The 15,283-nt window shown below is 55.2% G+C and carries 18 protein-coding genes, 1 tRNA gene and 1 pseudogene; 14 read left to right on the top strand and 6 right to left on the bottom strand.

The genetic code is table 11. The features are described 5' to 3' along the window. Window positions 1–11 precede the first annotated feature (11 nt). The 9 genes from sufB to AABB31_RS04735 all read left to right on the top strand — a co-directional run bounded on the left by sufB (window position 12) and on the right by AABB31_RS04735 (window position 7,053). Window positions 12–1,535, top strand: a complete 1,524-nt coding sequence (sufB, locus tag AABB31_RS04775; RefSeq protein ID WP_342075589.1) for a Fe-S cluster assembly protein SufB — start codon at window positions 12–14, stop codon at window positions 1,533–1,535. Beyond that, complete coding sequence (locus AABB31_RS04770; protein WP_342075590.1) at window positions 1,532–1,735, top strand: hypothetical protein; 204 nt, start codon at window positions 1,532–1,534, stop codon at window positions 1,733–1,735. Before sufB ends, AABB31_RS04770 begins: the two co-directional genes overlap by 4 nt. Window positions 1,736–1,846: 111 nt before the next feature. Then, window positions 1,847–2,377, top strand: coding sequence for a hypothetical protein (locus tag AABB31_RS04765; protein WP_342075591.1), 531 nt, complete (start codon window positions 1,847–1,849; stop codon window positions 2,375–2,377). Window positions 2,378–2,523: 146 nt separating this feature from the next. Next, a complete protein-coding gene (gene sufC / locus AABB31_RS04760) occupies window positions 2,524–3,279 on the top strand; it encodes a Fe-S cluster assembly ATPase SufC (RefSeq protein ID WP_342075592.1) in 756 nt (251 codons plus the stop codon). A gap of 1 nt (window position 3,280) precedes the next feature. Beyond that, complete coding sequence (locus AABB31_RS04755) at window positions 3,281–4,567, top strand: SufD family Fe-S cluster assembly protein (protein WP_342075593.1); 1,287 nt, start codon at window positions 3,281–3,283, stop codon at window positions 4,565–4,567. Next, on the top strand, window positions 4,567–5,070 hold the full coding sequence (locus AABB31_RS04750) for a YIP1 family protein (protein ID WP_342075594.1): 504 nt from the start codon (window positions 4,567–4,569) through the stop codon (window positions 5,068–5,070). The genes AABB31_RS04755 and AABB31_RS04750 overlap by 1 nt, the downstream gene beginning before the upstream one ends. Further along, window positions 5,067–5,666: a Yip1 family protein gene (locus AABB31_RS04745; protein WP_373635473.1), complete on the top strand. Its 600-nt coding sequence runs from the start codon at window positions 5,067–5,069 to the stop codon at window positions 5,664–5,666. The genes AABB31_RS04750 and AABB31_RS04745 overlap by 4 nt, the downstream gene beginning before the upstream one ends. Next, window positions 5,663–6,886 carry a cysteine desulfurase gene (locus AABB31_RS04740; protein ID WP_342075596.1) on the top strand — a complete coding sequence of 408 codons (1,224 nt, stop codon included), beginning with the start codon at window positions 5,663–5,665 and terminating at the stop codon, window positions 6,884–6,886. The genes AABB31_RS04745 and AABB31_RS04740 overlap by 4 nt, the downstream gene beginning before the upstream one ends. A gap of 90 nt (window positions 6,887–6,976) precedes the next feature. Next, window positions 6,977–7,053 (top strand) — tRNA-Arg (locus tag AABB31_RS04735). 502 nt (window positions 7,054–7,555) lie between these two features. Here AABB31_RS04735 and AABB31_RS04730 read toward each other — a convergent pair. From AABB31_RS04730 to AABB31_RS04710, 5 genes and pseudogenes are all read right to left on the bottom strand, one after another. Beyond that, a pseudogene (locus AABB31_RS04730) lies at window positions 7,556–8,593 on the bottom strand (recombinase family protein); the annotation flags it as partial. 30 nt (window positions 8,594–8,623) lie between these two features. Further along, the gene (locus AABB31_RS04725) at window positions 8,624–9,178 is read right to left on the bottom strand and encodes a hypothetical protein (protein ID WP_342075597.1); all 555 of its coding nucleotides are present in this window, start codon (window positions 9,176–9,178) and stop codon (window positions 8,624–8,626) included. Between the two features lie 36 nt (window positions 9,179–9,214). Further along, window positions 9,215–10,861, bottom strand: coding sequence for a type IV secretory system conjugative DNA transfer family protein (locus AABB31_RS04720; protein ID WP_342075598.1), 1,647 nt, complete (start codon window positions 10,859–10,861; stop codon window positions 9,215–9,217). A gap of 65 nt (window positions 10,862–10,926) precedes the next feature. Next, window positions 10,927–11,076 carry a hypothetical protein gene (locus tag AABB31_RS04715; protein ID WP_342075599.1) on the bottom strand — a complete coding sequence of 50 codons (150 nt, stop codon included), beginning with the start codon at window positions 11,074–11,076 and terminating at the stop codon, window positions 10,927–10,929. 65 nt (window positions 11,077–11,141) lie between these two features. After that, on the bottom strand, window positions 11,142–11,441 hold the full coding sequence (locus tag AABB31_RS04710; RefSeq protein WP_342075600.1) for a hypothetical protein: 300 nt from the start codon (window positions 11,439–11,441) through the stop codon (window positions 11,142–11,144). Between the two features lie 259 nt (window positions 11,442–11,700). On the opposite strand from AABB31_RS04710, the gene AABB31_RS04705 reads away from it, so the two are divergent. The 4 genes from AABB31_RS04705 (at window position 11,701) to AABB31_RS04690 (ending at window position 13,868) form a co-directional block, all read left to right on the top strand. Then, the gene (locus AABB31_RS04705) at window positions 11,701–12,417 is read left to right on the top strand and encodes a hypothetical protein (protein ID WP_342075601.1); all 717 of its coding nucleotides are present in this window, start codon (window positions 11,701–11,703) and stop codon (window positions 12,415–12,417) included. A 67-nt stretch (window positions 12,418–12,484) separates the two neighbouring features. Next, the gene (locus AABB31_RS04700) at window positions 12,485–12,748 is read left to right on the top strand and encodes a type II toxin-antitoxin system ParD family antitoxin (RefSeq protein WP_342075602.1); all 264 of its coding nucleotides are present in this window, start codon (window positions 12,485–12,487) and stop codon (window positions 12,746–12,748) included. Next, window positions 12,738–13,046: a type II toxin-antitoxin system RelE/ParE family toxin gene (locus tag AABB31_RS04695; protein ID WP_342075603.1), complete on the top strand. Its 309-nt coding sequence runs from the start codon at window positions 12,738–12,740 to the stop codon at window positions 13,044–13,046. The genes AABB31_RS04700 and AABB31_RS04695 overlap by 11 nt, the downstream gene beginning before the upstream one ends. A gap of 42 nt (window positions 13,047–13,088) precedes the next feature. Continuing rightward, window positions 13,089–13,868 (top strand): hypothetical protein, encoded by a 780-nt coding sequence (locus tag AABB31_RS04690; protein WP_342075604.1) that lies wholly within the window; start codon window positions 13,089–13,091, stop codon window positions 13,866–13,868. Here the strand turns inward: AABB31_RS04690 and AABB31_RS04685 are convergent. Continuing rightward, the gene (locus AABB31_RS04685; RefSeq protein WP_342075605.1) at window positions 13,863–14,216 is read right to left on the bottom strand and encodes a hypothetical protein; all 354 of its coding nucleotides are present in this window, start codon (window positions 14,214–14,216) and stop codon (window positions 13,863–13,865) included. The genes AABB31_RS04690 and AABB31_RS04685 overlap by 6 nt on opposite strands. A 239-nt stretch (window positions 14,217–14,455) precedes the next feature. Here AABB31_RS04685 and AABB31_RS04680 point away from each other — a divergent pair, with 239 nt between their 5' ends. Further along, complete coding sequence (locus tag AABB31_RS04680) at window positions 14,456–14,971, top strand: recombinase family protein (protein ID WP_373635472.1); 516 nt, start codon at window positions 14,456–14,458, stop codon at window positions 14,969–14,971. Window positions 14,972–15,283: the final 312 nt, after the last annotated feature.

The following is a 15,283-nucleotide window of genomic DNA, read 5'->3' as shown; positions in this document are numbered from 1 at the left end:
GAGGAAAGAAAATGGCTGCTTTTGATGATGTAGACGTCAAGGACGGTGTCGATCAGGAGACGGTTGACGCGGTTTCAGCACTCTCAGGCGCCTATAAGCACGGCTGGGAAACCGAGATCGAAATGGATTACGCCCCCAAAGGTGTAAACCCTGACATCGTACGCCTGATATCGGACAAGAATAACGAGCCGGACTGGATGACGGATTGGCGTCTGTCTGCCTTTGCGCGGTGGGAGAAAATCGAAGAACCCACATGGGCGATGGTGAGTTATCCGAACATAGATTTTCAGGACATTTACTATTACGCCCGCCCCAAAAGCATGGAAGTGAAGCCAAAATCGCTGGATGAGGTCGATCCCAAGCTATTGGCGACATATGAAAAGCTGGGCATTCCGCTGAAGGAACAGATGATCCTGGCGGGCGTCGAGGGCGCGGAAGATGCCCCTGCCGAGGGCCGCAAGGTGGCGGTGGATGCCGTGTTTGATTCCGTCTCGGTTGGCACGACCTTCCAGAAGGAGTTGGAGAAGGCCGGCGTGATCTTTTGTTCGATTTCCGAGGCGATTGAAAAGCATCCCGAGCTGGTGAAAAAATACCTCGGCTCGGTTGTCCCGCCATCGGACAATTTCTATGCCACGCTGAACAGCGCGGTCTTTTCGGATGGCTCTTTCGTCTATGTGCCCCCTGGCGTGCGCTGCCCGATGGAGCTGTCGACATATTTCCGGATCAATGCCGAAAATACCGGCCAGTTTGAGCGGACCCTGATCATCGCGGATAAGGGATCTTATGTTTCGTATCTCGAAGGCTGCACGGCGCCCAAGCGTGATACGGCACAGCTGCATGCCGCGGTGGTCGAGATCATCATCGAAGAAGATGCGGAGGTGAAATATTCTACCGTCCAGAACTGGTATCCGGGCGATGCCGAGGGTAATGGCGGGATCTACAACTTTGTGACCAAGCGCGCCGATTGCCGTGGTGACCGGTCCAAGGTGATGTGGACACAGGTCGAGACCGGCTCGGCCGTGACATGGAAATACCCGTCCTGCATCTTGCGCGGCGATGACAGCCAGGGCGAGTTCTATTCCATTGCGATTGCCAACAATATGCAGCAGGCCGATACCGGTACGAAGATGGTGCATCTGGGCAAGAACACCAAATCGCGCATTGTGTCCAAGGGGATCAGTGCGGGCAAGGCGCAGAATACCTATCGCGGGCTGGTATCCATGCACCCAAAGGCCAAGGAATCCCGAAATTACACCCAGTGTGACAGCCTTTTGATTGGTGACAAATGCGGGGCGCATACGGTGCCTTATATCGAGGTTAAGAATAACTCCTCCCGGGTTGAGCATGAGGCGACCACATCCAAGGTGGATGATGATCAGCTATTCTATTGCCGCAGCCGGGGTATGGATGAAGAGGAGGCCGTCGCATTGGTGGTGAACGGGTTCTGCAAGGAAGTCCTGCAGGCCCTGCCAATGGAATTTGCCATGGAAGCCCAGGCGCTGGTTGCGATTTCGCTTGAAGGGTCTGTTGGATGACATTTGGCACCGGTTGGGTATGGGGGCTTGCGCTGTTCAGCGCGGTTGCCATGGTCAACCTGACTTTTGACCTGTTCAGGGCCTATGATGAAGCGGGCAGCCAGATGGTTGCCGGTGCGGCGTTCGTTGTCCTGTCTGTCTTGGCAATTGGCGGTGCAGGTGCATCATCACGCCGGCCAGTCACGCTGGGGGTGCTGTGATGCAGGCAGCAAAGGCTTTATTTCGTCGTCCAAACGTCACTGGGCGGCCCCGTTCTTGCCCCGTTTGGGTGGGAAGGTCTGCACCAAGGCAGACCGGCGGAGCATGGCAGAATGGCAAATCTTGGGCAGGACAACTTCAATGCGCGGATCAAGCGCATCAAAAGCCCCAGCAACAAAGCCTATTTCGATCCGGAACTGCAGATGCATGTGCCAAAGCACACATCGCAGGAACAAATCCGCAAGGATATCAAGGCGCAGAAATTCTCGATCATCCGGTTGCTGATATCGGTGTTGATCGGGGTGATCGCGGTCATTGTCGGTCAATCGTTGCGTTACCGGTATCTGGAAATGGTCGAGGTCAGCAACGCAAGCCTGTTCACCGACATTCTGGTCAGCTTGTTTGTCGTCCTGCTTTTATCCGCACTGCTGCGGCATCGCCGAACGACGTTGCGCGCAGCACAGCTTTTGGGCGCAGTGGCCATGCTGCTGGGTGGGCACAACCTGATGTGGGCCTATCCGGACGAATTGGCAATCGTCTACACCTCGGAATATGTGCAGACCGTCCGCGCACAGACGACGCCGATGACACTTGTCTTCCGCGATGTGCAGATCGCATTGCCGGGGCATATCACCGGCAGCTAGCACGTCCTGCAGCCCCTGGGGCGCAGGCGCGATACACCAAATCAAAAATCGAAGTGAAACAGCCGGCTGCGTTGCAGACCGGCGTTGTTTTGCATGTTCATACACAGGCGCGCATTGTCGCGCACTCATAGTTCAGGAAAGAAGAAATGTTGGAAATCAAAAACCTACATGTCAAACTTGAGGAAGAAGACAAGCAGATCCTGAAAGGGGTCGATCTGACCATCGAGCCGGGCAGCGTGCATGCGATCATGGGGCCAAACGGGTCCGGTAAGTCGACCTTGTCCTATGTGCTGTCTGGCAAGGACGGCTATGAGGTGACCGATGGCGGGGCCAGCCTTGATGGTGCGGATCTGATTGACATGGAACCCGAGGAACGGGCCGCACTGGGCCTGTTTTTGGCATTCCAATACCCTGTCGAGATCCCCGGCGTCGGCAACATGACCTTCCTGCGCACGGCCGTGAACGCACAGCGCAAGGCCCGCGGCGAAGAGGAGTTGAGCGCTGCTGATTTCCTTAAGGAAGTGCGCGCAAAGGCCAAAAGCCTCAAGATCGACGCCGATATGCTGAAGCGCCCTGTCAATGTGGGCTTTTCGGGCGGCGAAAAGAAGCGCAATGAAATCCTGCAGATGGCGATGCTTGAACCCAAGATGTGCATTCTGGATGAAACCGATTCCGGGCTGGACGTCGATGCGATGAAACTGGTCGCCGAGGGTGTGAATGCCCTGCGTTCCGAAGGGCGCTCGTTTCTGGTAATTACCCACTATCAGCGGCTTCTCGATCATATCAAGCCGGATGTCGTGCATATCATGGCAGACGGCAAGATCGTCAAAACAGGCGGTCCAGAGCTGGCGCTGGAAGTCGAAAACAACGGATATACTGACATTTTGACCGAGGTGGCCTGACATGGCGCTTGCGAAGCTGAAAAGTGAGACAACAGCAGCACGGCTGACCGGACTTGAAATGCCCGATGGCGCGGCATGGGCAAATGCGGCGCGGGCCGATGCCCTCGCACGGGTGCAGCAAATGGGCCTGCCGACCAAGCGGGATGAATACTGGAAATACACCGATCCATCCTCGCTGACGGCGCCCGAGGCGGCCGAGGCCGCGCTGTTCCAGAATGACGAAGGGCCTTTGTTCGATGCGGTTGATCGGGTCAGGATCGTCTTTGTTGACGGCGTCTTTGATGCAGATGCGTCCGATGATCTGCAGGCCGAAGGGGTCGAGGTGGAACGTCTGGCGGATGTGACCGCAAAGGACATTCACTGGGCCAAGGACCTTTACGGCGTGCTCGAGGCGCGTGGCCAGGTGCCGGTGGAACGCCCCTTGGCTGCATTGAATACGGCGACGGCCACTGATGGGGTTGTTCTGCGCGCCACGGCTAAAGTGTCAAAACCGATCAACCTGATCTATCTGCACAATAACGTGGCCTCTGATGCCGCGCTGCACAATCTGGTCAAGGTCGAGGAGGGCGCCGAAATCACCCTGCTGGAAACCGGCCCTGCGGCGGCACGTTTCTCAAAACTACTGGAAGTCGACGTGGCGGACGGTGCGGCCTTTCACCATGTCCGCGCCCAGGGGCGCGACCACGAACGCCGGGCAGTGACCCATTGCTTTGCCAGAATAGGCAAGCAAAGCGTGTTCAAGTCGTTCACCATGACCTTCAATGGGGTGCTGACCCGCAACGAATGTGTGCTTGAGATACTGGGCGATGATGCAACGGCCCATGTAGCAGGCGTTTGCGTTGGGGACGGAAAGGACTTTCATCACGACGACACTGTTTTCATCACCCATGATGCGGTGAATTGCGAAAGCCGTCAGGTGTTCAAGAAGGTCCTGCGCAACGGCGCAACCGGTGTGTTTCAGGGCAAGATCCTCGTCAAGGAAGGCGCGCAAAAGACCGATGGCTACCAGATCAGCCAGTCCTTGCTGCTGGATGACGACAGCCAGTTCCTCGCCAAGCCCGAGCTTGAGATTTACGCCGATGATGTGGCCTGTTCGCATGGCTCTACCTCGGGGGCGATTGACGAGGATGCGTTGTTCTACCTGCGCTCGCGCGGTGTGCCGCATACCCAGGCGACCAATCTGCTGACATTGGCATTCCTCGCCGAGGCGTTGGAAGAAATCGCGGATGAGGCGCTCGCGGATGCGTTGCGGGATCGGCTGGAAGGCTGGCTGTCTCGCCATAGCTGATGCCTGTCACCTCAGATATCATAGAGACGTGGCGCGCGCCGCGGGCGGTGACGCGCCGCATACTGGATCAGGGCAGGCGGGAAGACCGTGCCATGGCTTTTGTCATGATCGCCTGCTTTCTGATATTTGTGGCCCAATGGCCGCGTCTGTCGCGCAAGGCCGCCGGGTTTGATCTGGCGCCGGGCGCTGACGTGCCCGAGTTGAACCAGCTGATGGCATACGAGTTTCTGGCCTGGGTGATGGTCTGGCCGTTGTTTCTTTATGCGCTGGCAGCACTTAGCCATCTGGTTGCCAAGGCACTGGGCGGGCAGGGTGACTGGTACGGCGCGCGGATCGCCTTGTTTTGGACCTTGCTTGCCACTGTACCTGTTTTGCTTTTGCATGGGTTGACGGCCGGCTTTGTCGGGCCGGGCCTGCAGACCAATATTGTCGGTGGGATATGGGTTCTGGGGTTTCTATATATCTGGGTGCAATCCCTGCGCGAGGCGGAACGGCGATCATGACACGCGAATTTCAATCCTGGATGCGCCAGGTCTGGCTAAGCCTGATCGAGCCTGTTCCGATCGCGCGGCAGGTCCTCGCGTACAGATTTGACCTGTCCACGCTTTGGACCGCAATGGTGTTGATGGGCATTCTCAGCACGCTGGCGCTTGTGATCCTGCAACAGGTTGCGCCGCTCCCCCCCGAAATGCAGGCACAGGCCCGGGTGATTTCACCATTTGCCTTTGCAGCGCTTGTGATCTCGCTGTTATGCGCAACCGGCTTTGCGATATTCAAGGTGGGCCGGATCCTGGATGGCACCGGGACATTGCAGCAAACCCTGGCCGTGTTTGTGTGGTTCCTGGCGGTGCGGTTGACGCTGGTGATCATCCATATCGTGATCACCTTGTTCAGCTACAATATCGGGGCCATGTTTGGCCTGGTGACCGGGGCGGCCCTGATCTGGTGCCTGGTCAATTTCATCAATGAACTGCACGGGTTCAAGAATTTGGGGACGGCGCTTGGGTGCCTGATCCTTGCGATGCTGGCTGTTGCAATGGTTGCGGTGACGCTTTTGTTGCTGGCGGGCGGTCTCCAACCCCCGGGGGGGACAATATGAGCTATGATATTGATGCAATCCGGGCCGATTTCCCGATCCTGTCGCGCGAGGTCAATGGCAAGCCGCTGGTCTATCTCGACAACGGGGCATCGGCGCAAAAGCCGCAGGTCGTGATTGATGCAATCACCCGCGGCTATGCCGAAGAATATGCCAATGTGCATCGGGGCCTGCATTATCTCAGCAATCTGGCGACCGAACGGTACGAGGGCGTCAGGGGGATTATCGCCCGGTTCCTGAATGCAGGCAGCGAGGACGAGATCATCATCAATTCCGGCACCACCGAAGGGATCAACATGGTGGCCTATGGCTGGGCGATGCCAAGGTTGCAGGCCGGGGACGAGATCGTCTTGTCGATTATGGAGCATCACGCGAATATTGTTCCCTGGCATTTCCTGCGGGAACGGCAGGGCGTGGTGATCAAATGGGTGGATGTGGACGCAAATGGCGATCTTGATCCGCAAAAGGTGATTGACGCGATCGGCCCGAAAACCCGGCTGGTGGCGGTCACGCATATGTCCAACGTTCTGGGCACGGTGGTGGACGTCAAGGCGATCACGGCAGGGGCGCATGGCAAGGGTGTGCCGGTGCTGGTTGATGGGTCTCAGGCGGCGGTGCATATGCCGGTCGATGTCGGTGACATCGCGTGCGATTTCTATGCGGTGACGGGCCACAAGCTCTACGGGCCGTCCGGGTCCGGCGCGATCTATGTGCGCAAGGACCGGATGGCCGAGATGCGGCCCTTCATGGGCGGCGGCGACATGATCCGGGATGTCGGCCGGGATGCGGTCACATGGAACGACCCGCCAATGATGTTCGAGGCCGGCACGCCGGGTATTGTCCAGACCATCGGTTTGGGCGTGGCGCTTGATTACATGATGGGTATCGGCATGGATGCCATCGCGGCCCACGAACAGGGGTTGCGCGATTATGCGCGCAGCAAACTGGCCGGGCTGAACTGGGTGAATGTGCAGGGGCAATCAGCAACAAAGGGGGCGATTTTCTCGTTCACGCTTGATGGGGCGGCCCATGCGCATGACATCTCGACCGTGCTTGACAAGAAAGGCGTGGCCGTTCGGGCGGGAACCCATTGTGCGATGCCGCTGATGGAGCATATGGGCGTCGGTGCGACCTGCCGGGCCTCCTTTGGGATGTACAACACCACGCAAGAGGTCGACGTGCTGGTCGATGCGCTGGAACTGTGTCACGACCTGTTCAGTTAGTGGCGCAATGCGGGACGGCGTAGGATGGATCTTGATCCATCCCAATTTCGCGTTGCGAGTGTCAGATCACATCGCTATAGACGCTTGCAGGCACCCGTAGCTCAGCTGGATAGAGCGCTGCCCTCCGAAGGCAGAGGCCAGAGGTTCGAATCCTCTCGGGTGCGCCATTTCGAATTTAGCAGTTGAAACATCCCCTAACACCTTGAAGGGTAAGGAAATATTTGGGGTTCGAACACCCTGATTTCGGCTGTAGCGGATGGGCTCCGCAAAGGCCAATCGCAGCACCGTTTTCTGCCATGCAAAAGAGCCGTTTTTCCAGATATTCCAAGGGTTTGATAGGAATCGCAAAGCGAGTTCGAACGACTCCTCCAGAGTGCCTAGCGGCTTGCCGCCATTGACCATGCGTTCTTCCAGAAAAATCTTGTCGGCTTCTAGCTTGGCAATGCGCTTCTCATAAGCGGCAATTACGGTGCTTGAGCCAGATTCGACAATTCGGTCGAGAAGGGCTTCGATCTGCTTTTCAATCTTGTGGATATCTTTCTTGAGCCCCTTAGAGGTATCCGCTGCTTGTGCGAGACGGGCATTCCAAATGTCGCGGAACATGGCCTTTGCGAGCTGAAACAGCCCCTTGGAGGGCTCCAGCGCTTGCAAGAGGCCTTCGAAGTCTCCCTCGAGCTGATCGCGCTTGATCGATTTGCGATAGCTGTCACAGCCCTTGGTTTTGCAAAGATAATAGGGATGTTTCTTGCCTGTCTTGCTGGTAGACCAGCAAGCCGTTAGCGCTTCGCCGCAATCATCGCACTGGACGAAGCCGCGCAGAGGGAAGTCAGAGCTGATGTCTTTGCGTGCCGGAGCCTTGGCAGTTGATACCAAGCGATCTTGAATTTTCTGGTACGTCGTGAAGTCGATCAGTCCTTCGTGATGTCCTTGGCGCATTGAGACGCCCCAATCGATATGTTCAATATAGCCGGAATACAGACAGCGCGTCAGAATCTCATAAACACGCTGGTTGCGCACCTCGCGCCCGTTCAGGTCTTTCGGGAAAGCGGGCTGGCTTTCCAAGAATCGTTTGACCTCCACTTGCGTCTGGAAACGCCCACATGCGTAACCCTCAAGCGCTTCCTGCAAGATCGAAGCAATGGGCTCATCACGCACCAATACCTTGCCATGCCCAGCACTGGAGCGCTCATAGCGATAACCGATTGGTGCCTGAAAAGGCCAATACCCATTTTGAATGCGGGCGCGCATACGGTTTTTGGTTTGCTCACCATTCTTCTGGCGCTGGTGTTGCGAGACAGAGGCCAGCAGGTTCTCGACCAGGATTGAATCCGAGTCCTCTCCAAACTCAATGGACGGGCTTTCAAGAAGACCGCCAGCATTACTAATAGCTGAACGCAGCTTAAGATGGGCTTCCAGCCCACGGGCCAGACGCGTGATGTCGTCAATGATCAGCACATGCGGCGACTTTCGATGCTTGCGTAGGAAGGACAGCGCACCTTGCATGCCGGGACGCGTATGGAACTTGCCCGACATATCGTCTTTGAAAACGGATACGACTTCATATCCTTTGTATTTGGCAAACTCACGGCAACGGGTTTCCTGCGAATTCAAGCCGTCGCCGCGCGTGGTTTGCTTTGGGTCTGACACGCGGCAATAGATGATTGCCTTCGTGCCAGGGCCCGATTTTTGTTTAATGTCTGATTGCATATCTACTCCTTATCTCTTGGCGGCGCACGACTACGTATCATCGCGGGCCGCATTAAATGCGTTTTGCAGGGTCTCAAAGTTTGGCTTGGGATCATTAGAATCCGTCTCGCCGCTCTGATCAACCTTTTCGGTGAGATGTCCACAGGCTTCTTGATCTATTGCTTGCTGAACAGGATGTACCCCGAAACCAAGATCAACGAACGCGGTCATGATCGACCAGAGCGCCGAGATGATCTCTTCTTTTTGCGCATCTGTCAGTGCAGGATCATCAAGATAGGCCTGATATTTGGCCACATCGATCTCTATGGATGGCGATGCGGCTTGTTCCAGCGCCTTTGAGAGCAGGCTTTCATCACTCATGGCAACACACTCCTTTCCGGCATCACTTCTATGAAGCGGTGCGGTTAGTTGTCCGTCTTGCCCTTGAAATTCGCCCGCCAGAACTGGCGATGCGGGGTCGAGCAGCTGAGCATGACCACCATCGGTCGTTGCGTAAGTTTCCTGCTCTACCTTAAGCTTACCACATTCAGATTTTGACGTGCAAATTTTGCTCATGGCTTTGGTTTGGATTGGTTCGTGTTTCATTGTGTAGTTCCTTTTGATTGTTTCAGATTTGGTGGTTCAGATTTTGGGGCGGAGACCGTCCAGATAGGACCACTCACCACTTTGATATTGAGGAAGATGCGCTAGCGCCGCTGGCACGGGTTCACGGATAACGCGAAGGGTTTTCTTTCGACCCAATGATGCAGGCACGCACACGGATGACGGGTCAGCATCGAAATACGGATTAGGCCCGTATGCCCCGCGATAGAGCTTCATGGCATGATACTGCAGTTTATCAGCCAAGAATGGCGGAATGCCGTAGCCCGATGGCATGATGAGCGCCTGCTTATGGCTCATGCCGATGATCTCTTCTGGCGTCATCAGCGCGCGAGCCTGCTTGCGTTTATGGCCACGCTCATAGTCCAGCGTTTTCATCGCAAGGCCCGTTCGCACGGCATTACCCTTGCCGAATAGCGCATCATGCATGGCCTCACGCATAGCGCGGCCTGCGCGCTGCTGGGTGAGATGATCATTAAGCTCAATTGTCTGAGTGCCGAGTTTGGCGCTCAGATGGCGCGCGGTTTCCAGATCAGAGATGCCGCCGCCCAGATACACCTCCAGATCGGCACTGGCCGAGAGCGTCATCGCCCCCGTTGGCCCAAGGTTCTGTTTGATCTGGCCGATATCTTGATAGACGCAAACCGGACAAAGCCCGAAGCCGCGCCCAATGGAATAGAACTCGGCAATCTCAGGGAATGGCCCAAGCTGGGCCGCCTCATCAATCACCAGATTGAGTGTTGGCGCTTCTGGCTTGGATTGCTTGATCGTACGCAGCGTCGAGAAGAACTGACGGATCAGCGGCGCATTTTGCTGCGTCATCTCCGGCGGCATCACAAAGAACACAAAGACCGGATCAGGACTACTCTCGCAGAGCACATCCAATGTGAAGTCTGCCAGATGCGTGCTGGTGAAAGCATTTTGCAGGCGCGGATCAGTCATAAAGGCGAGCGCATTGGTTACGCTGCCCATCACCGAGTCAAAGGTGCGGCGACTATCATGCGCCATATCCAGCATCTCATCATAGGTGATGCGCAAATCCGGTTCGCCGCATTCAGCCATCATGTGCGCCATGAGCTCCCAGGCATCCGGGTCAGAACGGATCATGCCAATTAGATCGAACAACTTGGTTGGTGAGACGCCATCAACCGTGGTGACAAGGCCACGGATCATAGCATCCAGCCAGTTCTGCGCTTTTTGATCGAAGAAGGCTGAATCTCCGCCTCCGCTATCTGGCAAAAGTGTGCGCGCCACGCGGCGACTATCAGCCACAAGACGCGGGCTGTCTTCTGTAAGGTGGCTAAATAGCGAGAGCGTTGATCCCTGCACCCCATGGGTGAAGTACGGGTTGATCTCATACACGCGGGCTTTGATGGATGCGAAATACGGCTCCATTACCGCGCGCAGCTCGCGCTTGGGATCGAAGATCGCATAACGCGGCGGCTCGCCAGCGCGCCCCGGCGCATTCATAATGTGTGCAAGAACGGAAGTGAACTTGCCGGAGCCAGCGCCGCCAATCAGCAGCATGCCCGCTTGCTTAGAGTGATACAGCTTGCGCTTGCCGAGGAAGGCAAAGGGCACGCCGCCAGTTGCGCGAAATGCGCGGGTGATTTCTTGGGGATCAGCAAATCGCGCCGAGCCATAGGGGTATTGTTCGTCAAATGTCATGACGTTTCCTTTCATTTTGATTTCAGAAGAAGGATGGCGGCGCTCGTGCCGCCATCCCGTAGTATTTAGCCCGCATTTGCGAGCAGATAGATGATCCCGATGATCACGCCGCATCCGGCGATACCTTCGAGAAAACCCTTAACCTTGTCGCCGAATGTCTTTTTCGTTTCGGTGACATAGACCGTCCCAACAGGGCGTTTGATCTCTTTAGGCATTTGATTTCCTTTCATGTCAGTTTCGTTTTGATGTCTGGCCACTTCATTGCAGCCAGCCAGTTTGTTTAGATGAGGCGGTATGCGAGATAGACGCCTGCCATGGTCAAGGCTGTGCCGATTGCAGCGCGTGCTGCGAAAAAGCACATCGGCCAAGCAATGATGTCCCAGGCAAAAGCAATGAGACCCACGGTGTCGTAATCGTAGTGATCTTCAGCAAGCCAGATGACGTAAGGCATCGTGTATTGGCTGAAGGTCGGGGTAACGATGATTGACACCATCACGGCTGCGCAGGTGGCAAAGCCGCCTGTCATATCCGCTCCGGGTCCGCGAGCGCCGGGACCATTGTTGTATTGATGCGGGTGCATATTTTACTCCTTTCTCTTTTCTTGGGCTGGCCTAAGGCACAGCGGTATCGGGCACTGAAAACGGGGTTTTCAGCGGGGTTTCAGTTCTTCAGTTTCGGACGGGCTCTTGGGCCCTCATTGCCTCGCTAGAGGCGGTGTGCCATGTTGCTTGGCGTGAATGCTTCCTAACTCCCAAACAGGCCTTGACGCAAACGAAGCACGGAAGAAGAGCACTCAGAATAAAGTCGTTTTATCTTTTATATTCAGCTGGTTATTTTGAATGGCACGACGCGGACCGAAGCCCAAACCCAAGCCAAAACCACGCCCTAAGAATCGCTATCAGCGCCATTCAAAGCTCAGCGAATCGAAGTTTTTGGAGGTGTTGAAGGGGTTTTCCGAACTTACGGTTTCGAATCAAATCGCCAGCAAGACCCGCATCTCTGAGAAGACAGTTCGCGAGCTCACCTGGAAAATCCGTTTCCGCATGATGGATGACATCATGAACAACAGAAACATCTTTCAGGGCATCAGGCGCTATTTGTTTGATGGAGGCAAAATTCTACCGCGCGGCCAAAGACTGCTGGATGATGCAGGCGCGGTCGATCCAATGATACTCTATACAATGCTCCACCGCCTTGATGGGCGCAGACTGACCGAACGCCACTACAGCGCCTTGGTTATTGAGAATGCTGTGCGTGCCTATTGCCGCATGGCCGGACAGCCTTATGGGCTCTTTGAGATGAGCGATGAACTCAAGAACACTTACAAGATCATCAAAGATTCCGCTGAAGGGCTCGCAAAAGCGGAAGTCACAGCAGAGAACATGCAGGAGTATGAAGCACTGGTTGCCGAGAATGCACGCCTGCTCAAAGATGCCGAAGAAGTTCTGGATTTGGAGCAGCGCATGGCCGTTGCCGATGCGCACCGCTCGTACGTCAGCCCCAACCAAGTGATCTATAATGATCTTCGGAAGTCGTTGGTCAAGAAACCTCTATAAGCGCCCTTTCAGTCAAAATTGACAAACTTTGACAATATGTGTCATTCTTGAAGAAAGGAGACCGACAATGGCTACGATGAATGTATCTCTGCCGGACCCGATGAAAGTTTGGGTCGAAGCACAAACCAAAGATGGCCGCTACAGCAACGCCAGCGACTATGTGCGTGATCTGATCCGCCGCGACCAAGAACGCCGCGCAACTGCTACATTGGAACTCAAAGCTTTGCTCGAAAAGGCAGAAGCCAGCGGCGTCGGAACCCGCCCGAAAGAAGCCCTGATCGATGCAGCCCGAGCCGAAGCGCGGCAGAATGGATTGCTGCGTGGCGAATAGCTTCACGCTTTCGAATGACGCAGAACGCGATATCATCGATATCTACCTCTACTCACTTGAACAGTTCGGCGAGACACAGGCGGATGCCTATATCGGCGCGCTCTATCAACGATTTTCTCAGATCGCAGCAACGCCAACATTGGGTAGAGATTTCGGCGATATCCATGAGGGGGTGTGGCGGCTGAACCAGCAAAGTCACGCGATTTACTATAAGCAAGACACGCAGGGTCTCTTTGTTCTGCGCGTCCTTCATCAAAGCATGGACCCCGCACGGCACCTTAGTGTTGAGCTAGGTTAAGGTTCAGTCTAATAGAGATTAACCAATCCTTAACCCGCACAAGTGTATAATTTCATTGTGCCTTTTGACGACAACGAACAAGAAATCAGACTGACCGAGCGCTTTGCAAGACATGCGCGAGACTTTGACGACCTTCAAAACGAAATGGCTGGACGAGATGTCGGCAGAATTGCACGCTTCTTGCCAGACAGCGCAAATAGCACCGATCCATCCGGCAGGTCCAAAGACGAACGCGCGGAGGCGCTGACGCGCTTACAGCTCATGCTGATCGAAAACCCAGCCTATGTGGCCTTGTTCGAAGAGACCGCCAATATCTTGACCGAAGCGCAGAGCCGCTTGGATGTATTGTTGGAACGGGTTCGCGCGCAAATCGACCAATCGACTACAGAGCTTGAAGATAAACTAGACCGTGCGGCGCGGCTGCCAGACGGCACCAGAGTTTTCAAAGATCAAAACGGACAAATTCGCACTCAGGATGGCGCGGTTGTTGCCGCCGATCTCGCTGCGACGGTTCTGTGGAACGGCGACGAGCTAAGCTTTGAAGACCTGCAAGCCTACATCGCGCACCTAAACCGCTTGACTAAGCTGGAAAGCGATATTCAGTCTGGCCAAGCCGAAATTGGTGATATGCAGGCGGCGATGGACGATGATGACAATCCACCAAGCGAAGATGATTTAGAAAGCTTTGGACAACGCGGCCAAGACATCGTTGATGCCTTGGAACAGGACATGGCCGAAACACTGACCAAGGCCGCCCCAGCGACCGAGCCCGATCAGACGGCAAGCCGACCTACCGCAACAATCATTGTACCCGAACTATGATCCTGAGAATTTGCCACACTGTTTTTCCACGACCGCAAGAACGATAGCTTGAGGATATAGGTCAGGAAACCGCTGCATTGCCGCTCTGATGGTATCGTTATGTTCGGGGTTTGCTGTGTTCCCCTCCCAGTACCAGTCATCGATGCACGCTGCGATATGGCCATGCGCGCCCGTTTGTGTCGCAACGACGCCGATCATCGTCACGGACGTCTGGAAAAAACTATCTTGGCTGTCCTCGGCCCATTCCAACACATCTGCGCTGGTGAAACCGTCAGCCAAAGAAAGATGTGGACAGTTGGCCAATGCCAACACAAAAACATTTAAACTCAATGCCTTAATGGTGATCATAATCGAAGGATTTTGAACATCTACACTTCAACGAGTCATATGAAAACTGTATATTCGGATCACACCAAAAACCGCGCCATTCGCGGTGAGATTTCGCTCTATAGCGCAAACCGCGCCACCTGCTCAGAAAGGTTCGTTTTTGAACAGGGGGCGGCGATATGAGCGTCTGGCCAGACATATCAACAACAGGGCGGCGTATCGGCTATGCACGGGTTTCAACGAAGGATCAAAAGCTTCTGATGCAGCTTGACGCGCTCAAGGCTGTGAATTGCGATATGATCTTCAAAGATCATGGGGTGTCAGGCACCAAGGCCAACCGCAGCGGACTAGACGCTATGCTGGACGGTCTGAAAGCAGGTGACACCGTTGTAGTCTTCAAACTCGACCGGCTTGGGCGCTCCGTCTTGCATCTTGCCGATCTACTGGTGCGTTTTCAGAATGACGGTATCCACTTTTGTTCGATCAGCGAAGGCATCAATACTACCACACCCGGCGGCAAGCTGGTCTATCATTTATTCAGCGCCTTTGCCGAATTTCAGCGAGACATCATCGCGGAAAACACCATAGCAGGCCTAGCGGCAGCAAAAAGGCGCGGAAGCAAGTTAGGGAGGCCGCCTAAGTTGGACATCGAAGAGATACTGGCGGCTCAGCGCCTCATTCGACAAGAACAGATATCAACGTCAGAGGCGGCACGCAGGATCGGCGCATCGCGCGCGACATTGGCACGGAACCTAAAGAATTTTGACATGTCTTGAACTTGAACGCCTCTCCTGAGAAAGAACGGCAGTGCCAGAAGCCTCACGGTTTTGAGCGGAAGTTCATGAAATCTATCGCGATTGGCCGGGGAGAGCCCAAAGTGCAAAATGCTTCACCTTGCAAGCACAGCTGCGAAGCACTGATTGTCGACATTGGCGTGGTTGGTGTCGGCCCCAGCCTGCCCATCGCAGCGCATGACCGCGCTGCAATGCATTTTCTCCAAAGCCTTCATTAGGGATAGCTTGGATGTTACGACCTTTGTGTGGATCAAAGCCAACTACTTACGACTTGGTCGATGATTGGTTGCCATG

This window comes from Yoonia sp. SS1-5 (genome assembly GCF_038443705.2).
GTDB classification, from domain to species: domain Bacteria; phylum Pseudomonadota; class Alphaproteobacteria; order Rhodobacterales; family Rhodobacteraceae; genus Yoonia; species Yoonia rhodophyticola.
This window is presented reverse-complemented; position numbering and strand designations above follow the sequence as displayed.

What these genes read in the sequence shown, in the direction of transcription:
- sufB (WP_342075589.1), top strand. Translation starts at nt 12, where the DNA reads ATGGCTGCTTTTGATGATGTAGACGTCAAGGACGGTGTCGATCAGGAG.
- AABB31_RS04770 (WP_342075590.1), top strand. Translation starts at nt 1,532, where the DNA reads ATGACATTTGGCACCGGTTGGGTATGGGGGCTTGCGCTGTTCAGCGCG.
- AABB31_RS04765 (WP_342075591.1), top strand. Translation starts at nt 1,847, where the DNA reads ATGGCAAATCTTGGGCAGGACAACTTCAATGCGCGGATCAAGCGCATC.
- sufC (WP_342075592.1), top strand. Translation starts at nt 2,524, where the DNA reads ATGTTGGAAATCAAAAACCTACATGTCAAACTTGAGGAAGAAGACAAG.
- AABB31_RS04755 (WP_342075593.1), top strand. Translation starts at nt 3,281, where the DNA reads ATGGCGCTTGCGAAGCTGAAAAGTGAGACAACAGCAGCACGGCTGACC.
- AABB31_RS04750 (WP_342075594.1), top strand. Translation starts at nt 4,567, where the DNA reads ATGCCTGTCACCTCAGATATCATAGAGACGTGGCGCGCGCCGCGGGCG.
- AABB31_RS04745 (WP_373635473.1), top strand. Translation starts at nt 5,067, where the DNA reads ATGACACGCGAATTTCAATCCTGGATGCGCCAGGTCTGGCTAAGCCTG.
- AABB31_RS04740 (WP_342075596.1), top strand. Translation starts at nt 5,663, where the DNA reads ATGAGCTATGATATTGATGCAATCCGGGCCGATTTCCCGATCCTGTCG.
- AABB31_RS04725 (WP_342075597.1), bottom strand. Translation starts at nt 9,178, where the DNA reads ATGAAACACGAACCAATCCAAACCAAAGCCATGAGCAAAATTTGCACG.
- AABB31_RS04720 (WP_342075598.1), bottom strand. Translation starts at nt 10,861, where the DNA reads ATGACATTTGACGAACAATACCCCTATGGCTCGGCGCGATTTGCTGAT.
- AABB31_RS04715 (WP_342075599.1), bottom strand. Translation starts at nt 11,076, where the DNA reads ATGCCTAAAGAGATCAAACGCCCTGTTGGGACGGTCTATGTCACCGAA.
- AABB31_RS04710 (WP_342075600.1), bottom strand. Translation starts at nt 11,441, where the DNA reads ATGCACCCGCATCAATACAACAATGGTCCCGGCGCTCGCGGACCCGGA.
- AABB31_RS04705 (WP_342075601.1), top strand. Translation starts at nt 11,701, where the DNA reads ATGGCACGACGCGGACCGAAGCCCAAACCCAAGCCAAAACCACGCCCT.
- AABB31_RS04700 (WP_342075602.1), top strand. Translation starts at nt 12,485, where the DNA reads ATGGCTACGATGAATGTATCTCTGCCGGACCCGATGAAAGTTTGGGTC.
- AABB31_RS04685 (WP_342075605.1), bottom strand. Translation starts at nt 14,216, where the DNA reads ATGATCACCATTAAGGCATTGAGTTTAAATGTTTTTGTGTTGGCATTG.
- AABB31_RS04680 (WP_373635472.1), top strand. Translation starts at nt 14,456, where the DNA reads ATGCAGCTTGACGCGCTCAAGGCTGTGAATTGCGATATGATCTTCAAA.